The organism is Treponema ruminis (assembly GCF_014201975.1).
Taxonomy (GTDB): domain Bacteria; phylum Spirochaetota; class Spirochaetia; order Treponematales; family Treponemataceae; genus Treponema_D; species Treponema_D ruminis.
This window is the reverse complement of sequence record NZ_JACHFQ010000004.1, coordinates 368,053-388,045: the sequence shown is the minus strand read 5'-3', so window position 1 is coordinate 388,045 and position 19,993 is coordinate 368,053. Positions and strand designations below refer to the sequence as shown.

14 protein-coding genes and 2 tRNA genes are annotated in these 19,993 nt (G+C 47.0%); 2 read left to right on the top strand and 14 right to left on the bottom strand.

The features are described 5' to 3' along the window. Window positions 1–140: 140 nt before the first annotated feature. The 6 genes from HNP76_RS07835 to HNP76_RS07810 all read right to left on the bottom strand — a co-directional run bounded on the left by HNP76_RS07835 (window position 141) and on the right by HNP76_RS07810 (window position 7,764). On the bottom strand, window positions 141–3,431 hold the full coding sequence (locus HNP76_RS07835) for an LPS-assembly protein LptD (RefSeq protein ID WP_184659213.1): 3,291 nt from the start codon (window positions 3,429–3,431) through the stop codon (window positions 141–143). 47 nt (window positions 3,432–3,478) lie between these two features. Then, entirely contained in the window at window positions 3,479–6,382 is a 2,904-nt protein-coding gene (gene uvrA / locus HNP76_RS07830; RefSeq protein WP_371733675.1) for an excinuclease ABC subunit UvrA, read from the bottom strand. Between the two features lie 16 nt (window positions 6,383–6,398). After that, a complete protein-coding gene (locus tag HNP76_RS07825) occupies window positions 6,399–6,713 on the bottom strand; it encodes a branched-chain amino acid transport AzlD family protein (RefSeq protein ID WP_184659211.1) in 315 nt (104 codons plus the stop codon). A gap of 4 nt (window positions 6,714–6,717) precedes the next feature. Further along, entirely contained in the window at window positions 6,718–7,422 is a 705-nt protein-coding gene (locus HNP76_RS07820; RefSeq protein ID WP_184659209.1) for an AzlC family ABC transporter permease, read from the bottom strand. Window positions 7,423–7,575: 153 nt separating this feature from the next. After that, window positions 7,576–7,648 (bottom strand) — tRNA-Glu (locus tag HNP76_RS07815). A gap of 45 nt (window positions 7,649–7,693) precedes the next feature. Further along, window positions 7,694–7,764 (bottom strand) — tRNA-Gln (locus HNP76_RS07810). Window positions 7,765–7,902: 138 nt separating this feature from the next. Between HNP76_RS07810 and rsgA the strand changes: the two genes are divergently transcribed. Continuing rightward, the gene (rsgA, locus tag HNP76_RS07805) at window positions 7,903–8,892 is read left to right on the top strand and encodes a ribosome small subunit-dependent GTPase A (RefSeq protein ID WP_184659207.1); all 990 of its coding nucleotides are present in this window, start codon (window positions 7,903–7,905) and stop codon (window positions 8,890–8,892) included. A gap of 32 nt (window positions 8,893–8,924) precedes the next feature. Further along, complete coding sequence (locus tag HNP76_RS07800) at window positions 8,925–11,510, top strand: endonuclease MutS2 (RefSeq protein ID WP_184659205.1); 2,586 nt, start codon at window positions 8,925–8,927, stop codon at window positions 11,508–11,510. Here HNP76_RS07800 and HNP76_RS07795 read toward each other — a convergent pair. The 8 genes from HNP76_RS07795 to fliE form a co-directional block, all read right to left on the bottom strand. Then, window positions 11,507–13,174 carry a nucleoside kinase gene (locus HNP76_RS07795; protein ID WP_184659203.1) on the bottom strand — a complete coding sequence of 556 codons (1,668 nt, stop codon included), beginning with the start codon at window positions 13,172–13,174 and terminating at the stop codon, window positions 11,507–11,509. The genes HNP76_RS07800 and HNP76_RS07795 overlap by 4 nt on opposite strands. Window positions 13,175–13,237: 63 nt before the next feature. Beyond that, a complete protein-coding gene (locus HNP76_RS07790) occupies window positions 13,238–13,714 on the bottom strand; it encodes an arginine repressor (protein WP_184659201.1) in 477 nt (158 codons plus the stop codon). Between the two features lie 54 nt (window positions 13,715–13,768). Next, window positions 13,769–14,191, bottom strand: a complete 423-nt coding sequence (gene fliJ, locus HNP76_RS07785; protein WP_184659199.1) for a flagellar export protein FliJ — start codon at window positions 14,189–14,191, stop codon at window positions 13,769–13,771. Between the two features lie 3 nt (window positions 14,192–14,194). Continuing rightward, window positions 14,195–15,685: a FliI/YscN family ATPase gene (locus tag HNP76_RS07780; RefSeq protein ID WP_184659197.1), complete on the bottom strand. Its 1,491-nt coding sequence runs from the start codon at window positions 15,683–15,685 to the stop codon at window positions 14,195–14,197. A gap of 23 nt (window positions 15,686–15,708) precedes the next feature. Further along, window positions 15,709–16,662, bottom strand: coding sequence for a flagellar assembly protein FliH (fliH, locus tag HNP76_RS07775; RefSeq protein ID WP_184659195.1), 954 nt, complete (start codon window positions 16,660–16,662; stop codon window positions 15,709–15,711). 15 nt (window positions 16,663–16,677) lie between these two features. Continuing rightward, window positions 16,678–17,733 carry a flagellar motor switch protein FliG gene (gene fliG / locus HNP76_RS07770; RefSeq protein ID WP_184659193.1) on the bottom strand — a complete coding sequence of 352 codons (1,056 nt, stop codon included), beginning with the start codon at window positions 17,731–17,733 and terminating at the stop codon, window positions 16,678–16,680. A 3-nt stretch (window positions 17,734–17,736) separates the two neighbouring features. Next, window positions 17,737–19,518 carry a flagellar basal-body MS-ring/collar protein FliF gene (gene fliF, locus HNP76_RS07765; RefSeq protein ID WP_184659191.1) on the bottom strand — a complete coding sequence of 594 codons (1,782 nt, stop codon included), beginning with the start codon at window positions 19,516–19,518 and terminating at the stop codon, window positions 17,737–17,739. Window positions 19,519–19,628: 110 nt separating this feature from the next. Beyond that, on the bottom strand, window positions 19,629–19,982 hold the full coding sequence (gene fliE, locus HNP76_RS07760) for a flagellar hook-basal body complex protein FliE (RefSeq protein ID WP_184659189.1): 354 nt from the start codon (window positions 19,980–19,982) through the stop codon (window positions 19,629–19,631). Window positions 19,983–19,993 lie beyond the last annotated feature (11 nt).

Sequence of the window (19,993 nt, the reverse complement as noted above, 5' to 3'; positions counted from 1 at the left end):
TTTTTAATTATCGTAATCATTTTTAGTGAACTTTAAATTTATTTCACTCATTTAAAAGAAGTGTCATTCAATGTAAAATTAAGGATTTAATTTCCATTCACCCGAACCGCCTGCGGCTCGTTAGTGAATGAAAACTGAACCTACGGGTTAAGTTTCCATTCTCCGTACTCATCGACGATCTGTGTCTTCATGCTGGCAAGAGGCCGCCATGCAACACTGATTGAAAAATATGGGCTGAAATCGTAGTAAGAAGTATTTCCGTCTCCGGCATAGCCTGTCGAGCTTGGAGTCAAGAGACGAGGCTTAATGCTGAATGAGCAGTTCAAATCCCAGTCATCCAGGTCGTGGGTTACATCAATTTTTAGAGTCTGCAATTTAAAGGCACTTTCCCTGCGCTTTTGCTCATCATCAAAGCGGAAGGAATCAAGAATATCCTGCATGATGCTGCGTTCACCGCGGCCGCCATAATATTTCTGGAAATCATCATCAGAACAGAAATAACGGTAAATAATGCTGTTTTTCGTCTCTGCGCTGAATTTAATATCAAGGAAATTATTAACCTTAAATGTGAGTGCCGGAGTAAATTTAAAATAGCTGTTGGTCGGACGAACGAAATCATAAACTGCGCTTGTCGACAGGGATGGAGACCAGGAAATACGGTCGCCCAGGTGCTTGAAGGTCTTTGAGCTGCTCGAATATGAAAGGGTAAACTGATAAGGCTGGAATTCCTTTTCGCCGTTATTATTTATAACCCAGCCCTTTCCGGACTTGAAATCATAGCCTGAGACATAGGAAGCCGTGTAGGCAGCCTGGGCCCCGAAACCAGACAGGGAGAATTTCAAGGATTCGCTCTCAGATTCCTCAAAATCATAGACATAGTTTTCTGAAAGCTTTAACTTGCTGGAAAATAAATCAAGGGTCAGGGACTGACTCAAATCATCTTTTACCCAAGTGTCATCATCCTTGCTTTTCTGCTTTACGCCGCTTCCAACCGTAAAAACCGTGTAAGGGAAGCCCAGAGTCAGGGTTCCGCTGTAAGAATCAACCTGGGGCGGCAGGGTCGTAGTCAGAGAAAGGGTCTGATAGACTCTCTTGTCCAGCTCCTTGGCACCAAGAACCAGATTCAGGTTATGAACAGTGAGACAGTCTTCATCAGTCAAATCAGCAGTCTTATAATCCCACTCAGGATCATCTGCAGTTCCGGTAAAATCCGTGCGGATCATTTTAATCGTCGTGTTCCAGGTAAGGGATGTGTCAGCAAAATGCTCCGTATAGCCAAAAGGACGGAAAGAAAGGGCATTCACATCAGTCAAATCCATTTTTCGCGCCGTATAGTCAGATTTTTCGACCGACTTTGCAGAATCACTGGTATAGCCGCCTTCCGAAGAAGTCTGCGTGATTTTCAAATATGGGTGCGACTGATAGACAGGGCTGAAGGTAAAGGTATCAGTAAGGGAAATAAAGTTGTCCCGGTAGCCGATTTTATTGGTAAGAACCGTCGGAGACTTTACCTGAATATAAGTCGACTGCATGTCATTCCAGTCAAAATCTTCCGGGGTCTTAAGAATTACGGAAGAATATGAAAACTGCGACGTAAAATCAGGAGAAATAGAATAGCCCAAAGAATAAGAGATTCCATTCATCGTTTTAACTGAAAAAGAAGGAACGTCAAGCGAAGGAAGATAGCTTTCAGAGAAAATCGTCTCTTCAGTTTCGCTCTCTTCGCTATTTTTGGCATCTTTGGAATCAGAAGACTCCTTTTCATCGGCCGTTTTTTCCGAGTCATCCAGTTCTCCTGGCGGAGTAAGGCTCACGGAAGCGGCCGTAGATTTTTTAGTTTTTGTATTGGGAACCTGAACAAGAGTTCCCGCCAGTCTTCCGCTGACTTTAAATGGAGTAATTTGCGACGGATAATAGAATTTTCGCTCAGGAGTGTAGCTTGTCCATGACGAATCTTTCTGGGCCCTCTCATCCTCCTTGAGCTTTTCATGAGCCTTTGACGAATAGACAATCGAAGAACTGAAACTTGAAAGGGAAAGCGTTGAAATATAAGGATTCAGCCAGTCAGGCACCTTTACTGAATAAGAGCCGTTGATGCCCCAGGTAAAGGACGAGGTCTCGCTGACTGTCAGTTCGTCTTTTGATGATGAAGCACCGCCGCCGCTCATGGCGAAGTCAATCCAGTCCATGGTCTCGGCCCGGGTGTTAAAATCGTAGTTAAAATAAGGATCCGAATAAATCGGCATGCTGAAAGTGAGTGAAAATGGCTTGGCAATCGTGAACTTCAAATTGGCCTGATAGCGGAAAGGAAATTCCTGGCCCATGAAATTTGATTTATCCTCGATGATTTCACCGCCAGCATTTTTGGGAAGATAAATCGAATTGTTCCTGAAAATTGTGTTCGAAAAACCGATTTCAAAATTGGTTGCAAGGCTTGTGACAACCGTGCCGGGAGCAAAAACGCCGTCAAAACCGACCATGGTACCCATATTTGCGTAATAGTCGGCCATAACTTTGAAATATTTTGACGTGTCTCCTGAATAATCATCATCAAGATTGTGAAGGACAAGACCTTCCCGCCTCTGCTCCTTCATGGCACCAGTATTCATGAAGCTGAAGAAGTTGATTTTATCGTCCTCAGAAGAAGAACTTGAAGAGGAAGAGTTGAGCTTGGAATTAATGTCGGCTGAACTGAGCACGTCAGAGCCCTTTCTTCCATAAAGGTAAGTCGTTGTATTGATGTAATAGCCTTCGCGCTGACGGAAGCCAAAAGTCGGGTTAAAAAGAAGCTCGTCCTTAGGGTAGTAAAAGGCCGGAAGATACAGAAGGGGGACATGACCGACGAAAAGCCTTGCATTGAGGAAGGCAAATTCACCGCCGGGCAAGAGCCAGATTCTGGTAGCCTTGATGCGCCAGTGAGGATTTTCGTCATCACAGAAAGTAAGTTCGCCTGATTTGAAGGAAATCGTTCCGCCCGAGTCACGGCCAAAAACTTCCGAAGCAACGATAAGGGTTGAGCCCGAAGGAAGGTTGATTGCATCGCTCGATGTCTGAACAGCCCGGCCGTTGTCAAAAACGCCCTCAAGAGTCGCCGTGTTAAAAAGCAGGCTGGAAGCGGTAATTGTCTCGCCGCCAGCAGAACCGCCGGTCTGAGCAAGGGAAACATCACCCTCCGCGAAAAGCATTTCGGTGACACGATTATAATTGATTTTTTCCGCGCTGATTGTTGTTTTCGTGCTGCCGCGTGTCACGGAAATTTTGACGTTTCCAGTAAGGACAATGCAGTCGTCACCGCTCACGGCATCTTTTGTATTCTCAACTTTCTGCGCCTGGTCAATTGAAATGACGGATTTTTCGCCGTCTGCCGCAAAAAGCGGTAATGAAGCAAAAAGTGAGAAAATCAAAACTGCAAGCAAAAAAACTTTTTTCATATATTAACTAACCACAGATGACACAGCTGTGAAATTCTGCGGTCTTATTATTCTTCCCTGTGACCGTGCTTCAAGGTGTCCTCGATGAACTTGCCTGTGTAGCTGCCGGTCTCCTGCCATCTCTTGGCAACTTCTTCCGGGGTGCCGGTGTCTACGATTGTGCCGCCCTTGTTTCCGCCGTCCGGGCCCAAGTCGATTATGTAGTCAGCCTGGGCAATAACGTCAAGGTTGTGCTCAATCATCACCACGCTGTTTCCTTTGTCTACGAGCCGCTGGATTACTTCCATGAGGACTTTAACGTCCGCAAAGTGAAGGCCGGTGGTCGGTTCATCCAAAATATAGAGAGTTTTGCCAGTTGAAGGACGGGCAAGTTCCGTCGCCAGTTTGACACGCTGAGCCTCGCCGCCAGAAAGCGTAAGGGCTGACTGGCCGAGCTGAATGTAGCCAAGACCTACGCTCTTTAAAGTCTCAAGCTTTCGTGAGATATGAGGAATCGCGTTGAAAAAGTCTGCCGCCTCTTCAATTGTCATGTTGAGTACGTCTGAAATGTTCTTTCCCTTGTAGCGAACGTCCAGGGTCTCCTGATTAAAGCGGTGTCCGTGACAGACATCACACTGAATGAAAACGTCCGGCAAAAAGTTCATTTCGATTGTGATTGTACCCGCACCCTGACAGTTTTCGCAGCGACCGCCCTTCACGTTAAAACTGAAGCGGCCTGACTTGTAGCCGCGAGCCTTTGAGTCTGGAAGAGAAGCATAAAGTTCCCGGATTGAGTCAAAAACGCCGACATAAGTGACCGGATTACTTCGCGGAGTGCGTCCGATCGGAGACTGGTCTATGTTGATTACCTTGTCGATATTTTCGATTCCTTCGATTGAATCATGCTCGCCTGCCTTATAGTCAGTTTTCATCAGGGTGTTTGAAACGACCGGATAGAAAACATCGCTGAGCAGGGTGGATTTTCCGCTGCCTGAAACGCCCGTGATACAGGTAAAGGTTCCGAGAGGAATGTCTACGCTCACGTTCTTTAAGTTATGCTCGCGGACACCCTTAATTGAAATGAATTTTCCGTTACCCTTCCGCCTTTCTTTCGGGATCGGCATGAAAAGAGTGCCCTTGAGGTACTGACCTGTAAGGCTTTCAGAAACTTCCATGACCTGAGCCGGAGTGCCAGAAGCGATTACGTTTCCGCCGTGAACGCCTGCCCCGGGACCGATGTCAACGAGCCAGTCGGCAGTCCGCAAAGTCTGCTCGTCATGCTCAACAACGATTACAGTGTTTTTAAGGTCGCGGAGGTATGTGAGTGTGTCGATGAGTCTTTCGTTATCCCTCTGATGAAGTCCGATTGAAGGCTCGTCAAGAATGTACATTACGCCGGTCAAGCCAGAGCCAATCTGTGTTGCAAGACGGATTCGCTGAGCCTCGCCGCCAGACAAAGTGCCGGCAGACCGCTCCAAAGTGAGGTAGTCAAGGCCGACATTCTTTAGGAAAGTGAGGCGGGCTTTAATTTCCTTTATAATCTGAACTGAAATGAGCTTTTCAGTTTCGGTAAGTTCAAGTTTTTCGATAAAATCAAGGCTTTCGATTACGCTGAGAGCGCAAAGGTCGATAATGTTCTTTCCACCGACAGTAACGCCGAGTGACTCAGGACGCAGCCTCTTTCCGTGACAGCAGGTACACTCAGAAACCGACATAAAACGCTCTTCCATACGGACCCGCTGGCTTTCGCCCCAGGCCTCGTTGTGACGTCTTTTCATGTCAGCCCAGATTCCAATCCAGGGTCTCTTGTACTCAGAAAAGCCCTCCCCGCTCTGCTTGCGGTAAATCCAGTGCATGATTTTTGTGTCGTCACCCTTCCACAAGAATTCGCGCTGACTTTCGCTCAAATCTTTAAGAGGAGTGTCGAGGGTAAATCCGCCTGTCTCGGCTACAGCGCCAAAAAGAGACTTATTCCACTCGCTGTCAGGATTGTAGAACGGCAGGGCACCTTCGTTAAAGGAAAGTGAGTCGTCAGGAAGGATTTTTTTTGCATCCCATTCCATTTTTTCGCCGATACCTGTACATTCAGGGCAGGCACCAAAGGGATTGTTGAAAGAAAAAAGACGAGGCTGAAGCTCTGGAACAGAAATTCCGCAGTCAGGGCAGGCATTTTTCTGGCTGAAAAATACTTCCTCTTCATGATAGCCCTTTTCAGAATCATCATTTACGCGGCGAAGGACAATAACGACGCCGTTTGCAGCCTGTAAAGCCGCCTCAACCGATTCAGCAAGTCGCTTTCGGGAATCATCTTTGATGGCGATTCGGTCGACTACGATTTCTATAGTATGTTTTTTCTGCTTGTCCAGCTTTATTGTATCATCCAGCTCTACCATGAGACCGTCGATGCGGGCGCGGACAAAGCCAGACTTCTGGGCATCCTCGATGATTTTCTGATGCTCGCCCTTTTTTCCGCGGATTACCGGAGCGAGAATCGTGAGACGAGTTCCCTCGCCCCAGCCCAGAATCGTGTCTATAATCTGATCTTCGCTCTGCTCCTTAATCTCGCGGCCGCAGTTTGGACAATGAGCGTGACCAATTCTTGCAAAAAGGAGCCTGTAATAGTCGTAAATTTCTGTGACCGTGCCCACAGTTGAGCGCGGATTGTTGTGAGTCGTTTTCTGTTCGATTGAAATTGCCGGAGAAAGGCCTTCGATTAAATCAACATCAGGCTTGTCCATGCTGCCCAAAAACTGCCGTGCATAGGAAGAAAGGCTTTCCATGTAGCGCCTCTGTCCTTCGGCAAAGAGAGTGTCGAAAGCAAGGCTGGATTTACCCGAGCCTGAAAGACCCGAAATGACGACAAGTTTGTGACGCGGAATCTCTACGCTGATATTTTTAAGGTTATGCTCGCGGGCACCCTGAATTACAATCTTTTCACCCTGGACAGAATGTATGGTTTTATTATCGATAATATTGCTCACAAAGACATTATAGCAAATTTACGGCGAATTCCGCAACAAAGGCCACTACGCAGCAGGCAATGGCAACCGGGAAAAGTCCGACTCCAAAGAAAGCAAGGAGAACGCCCACAATAAGAGAAGCCAGACCTGCAATCGGAGAAGAAGTTGCCTCGACAATGGCCGGGAAAGTCATTACGGCAAGAGTGACATAGGGAACGTAATATAGAAATGAGCGGATAAACTGATTTTTAATCTGCCTTCGGATAAGAGTAAGCGGAAGCACGCGAATCAAATAAGAAACTACGAAACCAGTTAAAATGTAAATCCAAATGTTTCCACGCATGATTTTACTCCTCAGTTTCCACAGGCTTCAAATAAGCCAGGACAGCCGAAATTGCAACAGTAAGGATGATAGTCCTGTTGCCGCCAGAAAGATTTTTGATGTAAGGAAGGACTGAAAAGGCCCAGCTCAAGACAAAGCTTACCGCAACAGCAGAGGCAATAGTCATGTTCTTTTTTGCAGGCGGAATGATTATTGCAAGGAACATGCCGTAAAGGGCGACGGAAAGGGCATTAACAACCGAAACCGGAAGAATGTTTCCCGCAATGATTCCACAGGCAGTACCTGCACTCCAAAGCGGAGCCGCAACAAGAAGGGCACCGTAAGTATAGAAGGGATTCAAAAAGCCCTTCTGAGCGATTGATATTCCGAAAATTTCGTCAGTAATTCCAAAAGCAACCAGAAAACGATGGATAAAAGGAGTATCTTCTGAAAAACGCTGGCTCAAAGCACAGCTCATGAGCATGTAGCGGGCATTTACCACGAAAATAATCAGAGCAACTTCGATATAAGTGGCCAGCTGCTCAGCCGCAGTGTAAAGGGCATATTCTCCTGCAGAAGCACGGTTCAAAAAACTTGAAATAAAGCCCTGAAATGGAGAAAGCCCCGCCCTGCGAGCCACAATTCCAAGTGAAAAAGCAACCGCAAAATAGCCCAGCCCGATCGGCACTCCAGCCGCCAAACCGTTTAAGAAAGATGATTTGTTGTTCATATTAAGCCACATTATAAAGAAACGAAATAAAAAATCCCTGCACAAAGAGCAGGGAAATCTTTTAACATCAAATATAACTGCCACACGGATGTGGCATAAAGCCAGTTGGCCGCAAGTTTTTGCTTACAAAAACTTGTCAAGACAGGATGTTGATAGCCACTACGGGAGTCGAACCCGTCTCTCCGCCTTGAGAGGGCGGCGAACTAAACCGATATTCGAAGCGGCCAAGCTTAAAGCTAGAAAAAAAAGCTGACTTTCAAGCCAGCCTTAGTTCCCCAAGGAGGATTCGAACCCCCACGATCAGAACCAGAATCTGAGGTGCTACCATTACACAATCGGGGAATGCATCGCGTTGCGATGTGAGAATAAATATATAGGGATTTCGAATTTGTGTCAATAGAAAATGAAAGATTTTTTAATTTTTTTTGCTTTTTTCATTTTCCTTGCAAATTCTTCCTTTCTCGCTTACAATATAAGAATATGGTTCAACTAGAAGGCACCGTTTTAAGCGGCAGCAATAACGTTTTTGAAATCGAATGTGACGATAAGGATGACGACGGCAATTCCATAATACGGAATTGTTCTTTTAAAAGCAAAAGGCTCAAGCTCGACACCCGCTATTACAATCCACTGGCTCCAGGCGACCGGGTACAAATCGAAATTGAAGATTCACAGGACGAAAAGGGACAGATTCTTTCTCTAGTTCCCCGCAGCAATGCTTTTATCCGCTGGAATGTAAAGGGGCGGGCACCTCAGCTTCTGGCAGCAAATTTGGACTATATCATTCTGGTCACAACCCCGGCCGAACCGGAATTCCGGCCCCGCTTCATCGACCGTGAGCTTGTTCAGGCAGAATATCAGAACCTCACGCCGATTATTCTTGTAAACAAATACGACCTTCCCGAAGCACAGGAACCCGATTTTCAGAACCGGCTTTCAATCTGGGAAGAACTCGGCTATAAAGTCCTGCGCATTTCAGCAAAGTCAGGCGAAGGACTCACGGAGCTGGCAGAACTAATCACCGGAAAGCTCAGCGCCCTTGTCGGTCAGTCGGGAGTTGGCAAATCTTCCCTCGTGAACGTACTGGACAACACCTGCGTCCTCAAAACAGGAAGCCTCAGCCGCAAATACGGAAAGGGCTCCCACACCACCACAAAAGGCACCCTCATGCATATTCATCTTAACGAGTCGATTGTGGGCGGAGTACAGAACGCATACGCTTCGATTATCGACACGCCGGGAGTCCGCCGCTTTGTCCTCAACGATATTGCCGCAGACGACCTTGCCCTTTATTTCCGCGAATTCGAACCTCTGATCGGCAAATGCAAATTCGGCACCAACTGCAAGCACGATTCCGAGCCAGGCTGCAAAATCCTGGAAGCCGTAGAAGCAGGCGTAATCACCGAAGAGCGTTTTGAAAGCTGGCAGCGAATCCGCGAAGAAATCCAGACAGGCAACTGGGACGACTAGATTCAGCGTACCCATCAGAATTTTTTATAATTATGCACAGAAAAACACTCGAACAGCTAGACTACTATAGAATCCGCGACACTATCGCAGGCTTTTGCGTCAGTGAGGAAGGAAAGGCTTCTCTTTTGAAGCGGGAACCACTCACTCAGGAAAAAGTTGACGAAATCAACTCTCTCAAAACGCTTTCCTCACAGTGGCAGAAGGCCCTTCTTTCAAAGAATCCTGTCCGCCTGCACTCATGGGGAGAAATCGCCTCTTTCATAAAGTTCTTGCAGGCTCAGGGAACGACTCTGGAGCAGGAGCAGCTTTATTCTCTCTGGCAGTTTGCTTCCTCGGCCCTGGATTTGTATTCCTCGGTCAAAACTTCTTCTTCGGAGCTGGGGCTTAAAAATCTTCTGGACACGGCAGAAACTCTTCCATATTCCACTCTTGAACAGACTCTTAACACAATCTCCAGAATCATCGACAAGGACGGAAATTTAAAGGATCTGCCTGTCCTCCGGGAAATCCGGGCCAAAATCGCTCAGATTAACGGCGAAATCAAGGCTGCCCTCAAAAAATACACCAGCGACACAACCCTCAATTCAGTCCTCGAAAGCAATGTTCCGGCCTTCCGCGCTGACAGACAAGTTCTTGCGGTAAAGGCAAACCAAAGGAACAGAATTTCCGGCATCGTTCACGAAGTTTCAGCTTCGGGCCAGACTCTTTTTATCGAGCCTGAGGAAGTCGTCCGCAAAAACAACGAACTTTTACAGGAAGAAGCTCATCTGGCCCAGGAAACACGGAAAATTTTCACCGAGACGACAGCCCTTCTCCACCCTCTTTACGACGACCTTAAGTCTGCCCTCAAAGTCATGACTCTCTTTGATGTGACTTACGCTTCTGCCCGCTGGGGTGCTGAAAATCTTTGCAACTACGCCCTCACCTGCGCCCAGAACGACAGCGAAAACCCGCCGCTTTTAATCCAGGCCCGCCATCCCCTTTTGGGTGACAAGGCCGTTCCGATTGACATCAAGTGGCTTTCCAACAAAAACATCCTCATCATCACAGGTCCGAACACAGGCGGAAAGACAGTAACGCTCAAGACTTTCGCCCTTCTTTCAATGCTCAACCAGTCAGGCTTTCCGATTCCAGCTGCGGACGGAACCCGGCTCCCGATTTTCAATGCGATTTTTGCAGACATAGGCGATGACCAGTCAATCGACAACTCGCTTTCAACTTTCTCAGCCCACATGAAGAACATCGCGGCTGCCGTAAAGCACGCTGACTCAAATTCCCTCGTTCTTCTCGATGAATTTGGCGGCGGAACTGACCCCCAGGAAGGAGGCGCGATTGCAATGGCCTGTCTCGACACCCTGATTGAAAAAAAAGCCTTTGTCCTCGTCACCACTCATCACGGAAGCCTAAAAAATTACGGCTACACCAACCAGTACTGCGTAAATGCCAGCGCTGAATTCGACTCAAATTCCCTGGCTCCGACATATCATCTCGTCATGGGTGTTCCGGGTGAAAGCCATGCCCTGGACATTGCAAAACGCTCAGGCCTGCCGGGCGCAATCGTCTCAAAGGCAAAATCCTACATCACGAATCAGCAGGCGGACGTTTCATCATTGATCCGCGGCCTCACCCAAAAGCACGCGGAACTTGACCGCCGCGAAAAGGAATTCGCATGCCTAGAAAACCGCCAGAAGGAAAAACTTCTCAAGCAGGAGCAGAAAGACCTCAAGCTCCGACAGAAGGAAAATGAACTTAAAGAACGTGAAAGCCGTGCTGAATCAAGATTTTTGCGCGAAACCAGGAAATCCCTTGAAAATCTTGTGCGCGAGCTTCGTGAGGGAGAAATCACCCGCGAAAAGACCCTCAAAATGCGCAAGTTCATCAATGATTTGACCGAAGACGTCGAGCTTCAGGAACTTGAGCTTGAGGAAGAAAAGGAAAGGCTCGAAGAAGAAGAAAAGCTTCTTACCGAAAGAATCGAAAACGAGACAAAAATCGCTGAAAACGGCATAAAAATCAGCTCTGCCGCAAGCCATTCAGCATCATCAAATAAAAAGACTAAAAAACGCCTCAGCAACAAGGAAGCACTGGCCACGGCAAAGGCAACCTACACAGACGAAGAAGTCTTCAATCTTGCCCCGCGCAAAAAGAATGCTCCGAAAATCAAATACGAATTTGCAGAAGGAGCGGAAGTTCTTGTCGGAAAAACCCGCAGCAGGGGAACTCTCTTGCATGAAGAGAAAAAGGGAGTCTGGCTGGTCCAGCTGGGCTCAATCCGCATGAACATAAAGCAAAAGGACATGGAACTGATTGCACCGGCAAATTTAACTTCAGCAGATTACAGCGTTGAACTCAGCAGCGACAGCGGAAACGGAAGCCCGGTATTTGAGCTTCGCCTGCTCGGAATGCGCGAAGAAGAAGCCGTACATGCGCTGCAAAAGCAACTGGACCTCTGCGCCATGACGAATTTCAAGAGTTTCAGCGTAATTCATGGAAAGGGAAACGGAATCCTCCAGCAGGCAGTTCAAGATTATCTCTCGAACTACCCGGGAGTAAAGTCTTTCTACTACGCCCGACCGGAAGACGGCGGCTTTGGAAAGACTTATGTGGAACTGAACTAGTATTTGAATGAACTTCCACCGATGAATTCACGGATTATTGACTGTTTTGGAACATAATCCGATGAAATCGCGTTGAAGTGCGAGAGGAAGTTTATCAGGCGGCAGGCCTCGGTGTACTCGCTCTGATCAGGACGAACTGCGCGCAGCTTAGGCTCAGCATAAATCTTGAGAACCGGAAGCTCATAGTCCAGGGCCGTATTCAAAACCGCATCGGCAGAGTTCTGGTATGGGAAGATATGAAGCTTTTCACCACGCTGAACGCTGTCCCACATGCTGATTGTAGCCGAAGCCGGCTTGCCGCGGAAATTTGCGTCACGAACGATTCGGCGGATAAGGCGGTTGTCGCTGGTTGGAATTCGGTTGTGCTCGTCAAAGTTTAGCTGAGTGAGGGCCGAAAGATAAATCTTGAACTTGTACTCAGGCTTGATGAGAGGGGTGAGCCTGTCATTGAGGCCGTGAATTCCTTCGAGAATGAGGATGTCGCTCGGTCCCAAAGTCATTTTATTGTTGCCTGTGTAATAACGCTGTCCCAAATCGAAGTTGTATGAAGGAATCTCAACTTCCTTGCCTGCGAATAAATCAAGAAGATTCTGGTTCAAAAGCTCAATGTCCAGGGCCTCAAGACACTCGTAATCATAGTTGCCGTTTTCGTCCTTTGGATTGCGGTCCCGGCCTACATAGTAGCAGTCCAGACTGATTGTCTTTGGAGTGTAGCCGATTGAACGCAGGTGAAGGGCCATTTTGAATGCGGAAGTTGTTTTACCCGAAGAAGAGGGACCTGCAATCAATACGACCTTTACATTGCCCCTATCAGCAATCTGCTGGGCAACTTTTGCATAGTTCTGAGCCTGATAAGTCTCACAGATGTCGATGAATTCATTGATTTTCTTGCGTGATACAATTTCGTTGAGGGAAGCGCTTGTCGAAACATTGACCAGCTTGCCCCACTTTTTGTAGCGCTTGAAAATTTCGAAAATTTTTGGCGAGTCTTCAAAAGGAGCCACGGTGTCAGGACTTTTTGCCTCCGGGAAGCGGAGAAGGAATCCCTCATCATAAGGCTGGAGTTCGAACACTTTGAGTATGCCCGTAGAATCAACGAGCGAACCAAAATAAACGTCGCAGAATTTGACAGTATCATCATCAAATGCGTTTACAAGAACACTGTCACGGCAGCGGTACTGAAGTTGCTTGGCAGTTTCCGGCATGCTGAGGCTGTTGAAAGCATCCATAGCCTCGGAAAAAGAAATGTGCCTTGTGTTGATAGGAATATCTTTTTCAATGATTCTGCGCATTTCGGCTTTGAGCGAATCAACTTCTTCTTTTGTAATCGGATTTTCACGGTCCAATGTGTAATAATAGCTGTAGCCCAAACTGTGGCCGATCAAAAGCCTTGTCTTGGGGAAAAGATTGTGAGCCGCTGCAGCGAGTACAAAAGATAACGAACGCCTGTAAACATAAGCTGCTTCTTTCGTGCCAAGGTAAACGCCTTCAATCCGGCTTGAAACACGAAGCGGACGGCACAAAGAGACGACCTTATAATTTACTTTGAGAGCGATAATAGTTCCCTCATGAGGAGGAAGCTTGTCTAAAATGTCTTTGCCACGAAGTCGGGCTGGAACATCGATTTTTCTACCATCAGTAAAAGTTAAAGTAATATTTCCCATACAAGAATTATACTCCAGCTTTTTCTATAAAGCGAGAAAAATTTAAAAATTTTAAGAATATTTCTATAAATCTTCTTCCAGATCCGGAATGTGCTTTTTGAGAGTCTTCATGAAGTCTTCACCGCTCACGCCAGCACGCAAAGCCGCAAAAACACAGCTGTCACCGGCTACAGTTCCAAGGATTTCATCGAGATTGAGGCAGTCAAGGGCATTTGCAACGGCATCAGCATGGCCGCCGAAAGTTTTGATTACGACAGTAGTTGCATTCCAGTCGATGCTCACATAGCCGCGCAAAAAGTCCTGAACAAAAATCTGCTCGCTCTCACCCCGGTCTTCATCACTCTGAAGGGTGTAAACATAGCCTGCATGACCGTCACTTACCTTGCCGACTTTTAAAAGCTTGAGGTCCCGGGAAAGGGTTGCCTGAGTTACGTCGAAGCCTTCTTTTGTAAGCTCACGCAAAAGTTCATCCTGGCTTTCGATACGGTTATTTTTGATTAATTTCTTTATTGCTTTAAGGCGTTCTGAGCGTTCTTTCATCTGTAAATCCTTAAAGAATTATAATTCAAAAGAGGGGAAAATTTCAAGAAAAGCCTAATTCCACTTTGCCGTAACGATATCGTCAATTTCGTTTTCTTCGGCCTTGAGGTTTTCCTTTTTCCATGCGGATTTTCTTTTGTCGCGGAGATTTTCCAGAACCTTGCAGTTTTTCATCGCCTCACGCATAGCCTCACGCTTTTCTTCGGTAATGACCTGGGCCTGGGCGAGATTCATCAGGGCTTCTTCTTTCTGCTGATTCAAAAGGCGGAAATAATTTTGTGCCGCCATCAGTCCGCCCACGTCTTTCGTTTCATCTGCCGTTCGAACAGTCGAAGCATGAGCCTGGGCAATCATATCAAGAGTATTCTGGATTTTCGTTTCTTCGGCTACGGCCTTTCCAAGCTCAGCCTCAGCCTGTTTTTTCTCAAACTCGCGAAAATCCAAAACTTTCTGCAAGGAAAAATTAAAGCGCTTCATAGGCTAGAGCTTGTCCGCAACATCAGAAATCGCGGAAATCTGCTCAGGAAGATTTGACTCGAATGCACCGCTGGCCTTTGCATTGGCGTCAGTGACGTTTTCTTCCTTATGCTCATGAACAAGCTGGGCTACGGTTTTTCGACCAAGAGCCGGCTGCTCGACATATTCCTCGTCCGGGATTTCGATTTCAGCAAGGGCAGAAAGTTTCTGCAAAGTGTCGTCGATTGAGCAGTGCTCGTCTTCTTCCTGACACAAGAATTCTTCGATGGCCTCGTGCTTGTCGATTGAAAGGTCGATTTCAGCGTTGGCTCCCTTCTGATAAACGCCGGCAGAAATCATGTCCCGGTTATCCTCGTAGATTGCAACAAGACGGCTGATTTTATTAACGGCTTTAAGGGTCTCACGCCCAGAGACACGGCGGGCAAGACGGCTGATTGACTTGAGCACGTCAATTGCCGGGTAATGCCTCTGCTGGGCCAAAGAGCGGCTTAAAACGATGTGTCCGTCCAAGGTACCGCGGACTTTATCTGTGATTGGCTCGTCCATGTCATCGCCGTCAACAAGAACATTATAGAAAGCAGTGATTGAACCCTTATCGTTTGTACCGGTTCTTTCGAGAAGCTTTGGAATCAAGTCAAAAACGCTAGGCGGATATCCCCGCTGGGCAGGAGCCTCACCTGTTGAAAGGCCGATTTCTCGCTGGGCATGGGCAAATCGGGTCATGTTGTCCATCATGAGCATGACGTCCTTACCCTGGTCACGGAAATATTCTGCGATTGCAGTTGTGACATAAGCAGCACGAAGTCGGCAGATTGAAGGAGTATCGCTTGTAGCAACGACGATTACCGACCGCTTCATGCCTTCCGGTCCCAAATCGCGCTCGATGAAGTCATTAACCTCACGGTTACGCTCACCAATCAGACCGATTACGTTGATGTCTGCGTTAGTATTTCGGGCAATCATTGAAAGCAAAGTAGATTTTCCGACACCAGAACCCGCAAAAATACCCAGACGCTGACCTTTTCCGCATGTAAGAAGAGAATCGATGCAGCGTACACCGGTTGAAATGCGTTTATTGATTGGAAGACGTGTAATCGGATCAGGCGGAGAAGCCAGAACCGGGTAATATTCAGTTACATCGAGGGAACCTTTTCCGTCGATTGGAGTTCCCGTAGCATCAAGAACGCGGCCCAGAAGATTCTTTCCGACCGGAACCTGAAGAATGTGGCCGCTTGCGATGATTTCACAGCCGATTTCGATTCCCGTCGTGTCGGAATAAGGCATGAGTTTTACAGTGTTTCCCTCAAAGCCCATTACCTCGGCAAGAACTTCTTTATTTCGGGAAGGAATTTTAATCGTACAGATTTCACCGATAACGGAACGAGGGCCGTTACTTTCAATAACGAGCCCCTTTACGGCAGTTACATGCCCTGTATAGAGAATGGTCTCAGTGTGTTTGACCGTGTTTAAGTATTTGTTGAAAAAAGACTCCATTTTCCCCCACCCAGTGAATCTTTTTAACCTTCAGAAACCGGCATCGGCTCGTTTTTAGTGATAGTCTTAACCGGAGAAATATCCAGGATTGCTGACTCAAGTTCGCTCAGCTGGCTCTGGATTCGGGCATCGATGGCACCGAAGTCAGTCTCAACGATACAGCCGCCCCTGTCAACTGTTGAATCCTCAAGCACTGTGATTCCCTTGACGTTCTCAACCTGCTTGATGAAGTCCTGGGTATGCTCGCTCGTAAGCTTGACGTCTGCAAGGTTTACGCGGATTGTAACGTCGCCACGCCCCTTAACCTTTTTGAGGGCCTGCAAAATATTTGCCATTACGACAGACTTCTGATTTTCTGAAATGATTTTAACAACCTTTCTGGTCATGAGGATTACAAGCTCAACAATCTGCTGCTCGGTCTCGCTCAAAATCTCTTCGCGGCGGCTCATTACGCCCTCAAGAATTTTGTGGGTGCGCTCAATCAGTCGCTCAACTTCGCCCTGACCTTCGCCAAAACCTTCTTCGCGGCCCTTGTTCAAGCCTTCTGAATATCCGCTCTTTTTGAGGGCTTCCTGCTCAGCCCTGGCCTCTTCGATAATCCGGCTTGCTTCTTCCTGAGCTTTTTTGATTATTTCAGCCGCATTCTGCTCGGCTTCATTTTTTACGATTTGTGCCTGATTTGTCTGTCTTTTGACCTCAGCAAATGCGGCATCTTCTGCCCTTTTGACGATTTCGTCAGCCTTTGCCTGAGCGTCTGCAAACATCTGCTGCTTTTCCTGCTCCCACTGAGCCTTAAATGCCTCAGCTTCACGGCGCAGGTCATCGGCTGTAGGACCTGTGTATTCAGGAACTACTTCCTCAACAACTTCTTCTACAGGCGGAGCAAATTCATGGACAAGCTGGAGCTTGAATTCGCCCTCTTTCGGCTTTAACTGACCAGGTTGGAATAATGTCTGCTGAAATAAATTTCTTGCCATGAATAAACCCCTTTATTAAACGACCAATTCGTCCTCACCGCTTCGTGCAATGACGATTTCACCCGCATCTTCGAGTCGGCGGATAGTAGAAACGATTTTCTGCTGTGCTTCTTCGACGTCCTTCAAGCGGACAGGTCCCATGAATTCCATGTCTTCCTTGAGCATTGAAGCCGCACGTTTTGACATGTTTCGGAAAATCTTGTCCTGAACTTCGGTATCGACTGATTTGAGAGCCTTTGAAAGCTCCTGAGTATCGACTTCGCGCAGTACCTTCTGAATAGCACGGTCGTCGAGCATAACGATATCTTCGAAGACGAACATTCGCTTTTTGATTTCCTCTGCCAAATCCGGATCTTCTTCTTCGAGGGATTCGATGATTGCCTTTTCAGAAGAACGGTCAACAAGGTTGAGGATTTCAACGATAGACTCAACACCACCAGCAGCAGTGTAGTCTTCGCTTGACAATGTAGAAAGTTTTTTCTCAAGAACTCGTTCAACCTCACGCAAAACGTCAGGAGATGTACGGTCCATTGTTGCAAGTCGTTTTGAAACTTCAGGCTGGATTTCCGGCGGAAGGTTCTGCAAAATAACGGCAGCCTTTCCAGGTTCCAGGTAAGCAAGAATCAAGGCAATTGTCTGCGGATATTCCTGCTGAATGAAGTTGAGCAAGTGGGCAGGGTCTGTACGGCGGATAAAGTCGAACGGACGAACCTGCAAAGAACTTGTAAGACGGTTGATGATGTCGATTGCCTTCTGGCTTCCCAAAGATTTTTCGAGCAATTCGCGGGCATAATCGATACCACCGGTGGTGATAAAGTTCTGAGCCGCCATGAGCTCCTGGAATTCTTCAAGAACCTGATCCTTAAAGTCAGAATCGACTGTCTCCAATCGAGCGATTTCAAATGTTAATGTTTCAACCTCATCCTCACGAAGGTGCTTCATGATTTCTGAGGAAACGTCAGAACCGAGCGAAACGAGGAAGATGGCAGCCTTCTGTCGGCCGGTGAGATTCTTATAATCTTTTGCCCCGCCCTTTTTACCAGGCTTGGCAGCTGCTTTTGAGTCAGACATTTTCTACTCCTCCATCATCCAAGTTCTGATGAGCATTGCGACATCCTCAGGATGCTCTTTTGCCATTGCAATTGCATTTTCCTGAAGTTCGGCACGCTTGCGCTCTTCGACAGACATAGTAACTTCCATGCCTTCCTGTTTTGCATCCCAGAGAGCCTTTTCGCGTTCTGCCTGCTGACGGCGCAAAAGTTCTTCTTCGCGAAGACGTCGGCGGCGTTCAAGCTCACGGCTGATCATTCTGAATACGATGAATGCAATGAGAATAACGACAACGCCAATCAATACGAGCATGATTGTCTTTCTAGTCTGCTGTGCGCGGATAATTGCGGCATCTTCAAGATCCTGCTCGTTCTGGCGGTTGAATTTAATGTTTGTTACTACGACGCGGTAATTTCGGCTGGCATCATATCCGATTGCACCCTGAAGGTAGTTTGCAGTCTGCTCAAGTTCATCAGAAGAAAGAGGACTGTAAATTCGAAGGATGTGACCGAGTGCGAAGCGGTATTTAACCTGATCTTCCCAGTCAGGATACTGTGACTTCAATGCGTCAAGATTTTTCTCTGTGACGAATACAGGATTTCCCGCACCGTCAGTGATTTTCTCCCAGTTACCGTCGATGTTGACAGAAACCGTGATTCGGTCAACGGCAGGCATGCGCTCTTCCGTGCGATGCTCAACGTTAACGACGTTGTTCTGAATTACGCCTGTTTCGGTTGACTTGCCGATTACGTTAGACATGTCGGAATAAACCGGAGGATTCTGGCCCTCAACGCCGGCAGGACCTTCCGGATTGTAGCCCGTACCAGTCCATTCTTTTGTTACAGTCTGAGTTGAAATAGGAAGATAATCGCGTTTTTCAGTTGTATCGTAAGGCTTTGACGGATCCTGCTCCGTAATCATGATTGGAGTGTGGATTGTCTTGTCGCTTGAAACCTTTGATGTATCCATGTCAACGTTTACGTCGAGGTCGCGGACTCGGTCTTCGCCGTAAATGCTCTGAAGTGAGCCGATTACCTTTGCACGCTTTTCACTAGCGAGCTTGAGCTTGAATTTTTCGGTGCGCTCAATGAGGCTGAGACGGTCAATTTCTGCCATGCCAGCAAAATCATTGAGGATGTCACCTGCTGTATTTGAAATTACGATATTGTCTTCTGTGAGGCCTGAAACCGAGCGGAGGATAAGGCGCTGAATGCCCTGAATGCGCTTGCGGTCATGCTCCATTACAGAACCGTTTTTGAATCTCAAAGTAACGGAAGCTGTCGCAGGAACCCGCTGGCTCTCATAAATTGAATTCTGCCCCGGAGTGATTACAACGTCTGCACTTGCAATATCGTCGAGGGATTCGATATGCTGCTTTACCTGATTTGTAACACGGCGCAAATCGTTCTTTTCACGCTCGAAATCAGTCGTAGACCAGTTTGTAACGTCAAGCATCTGGCTGAAAACGTCAACACGGTTAGGAATCAAATCCTCAGCAACAAGAATCGCCTTTGCACGGCGGGCAGTTACTTCGTCATCGACATAAATGAGACCGGTTGTTTCATTAAGAGTGTACTTGATGTTTTCCTGATCAAGACGATACGCGATATCTGCACGGGCATTTGAATCCGTGATAGGCGTATTAAAAAGCGGAATTGTTGTAGGTTTTGAAGAACCTTTGAAAACAAGCACTAAAACGACAATAACCGCGACAAGAATTCCCGCGGCGATTGCTTTTTGAACGGGCTTCCATGCAGCCCATAAACTTTTTAACTTGGCAGTCGTATTTTTAAGCCAGTCGTTCATCTACCCCTCCCGTGAACGAACAACAATATTTCAAGAAGATATTTATAAAATAAATATCTTCTTAGAATACCACACTTTTCAGAATCTGAAAAGAAGATTATAAATTCCAACTATCTGTTAGTTGAAAGCTCGTTCCAGCCTGTAACAAGACGGTCAATGACAGTCTGAGCCAGGCTCAAAGACATCTGAGCTTTTGCCATAGCAGTGGTTACATCATGAATATCGACAGAATCAGGATCAGTTATGAGTTTTTCCTGAACACGGCCGACGTCAAGCTGCTGGTTATTCATTGCAGAAACAGCATTTACGAGATAAGACTCGAAAGTGCCCATATTTTTTTCGTTCTGAATTGAATTTGAATTTTCTGAACCTGGAAGAATTGAAGAAAGCTTCGCAGAGCCGGCATGAGCCGGATTTGTTCTGATCATCTCAACCTGAGACAGACTTGGCATTGTAACATTCATAAATATCCACC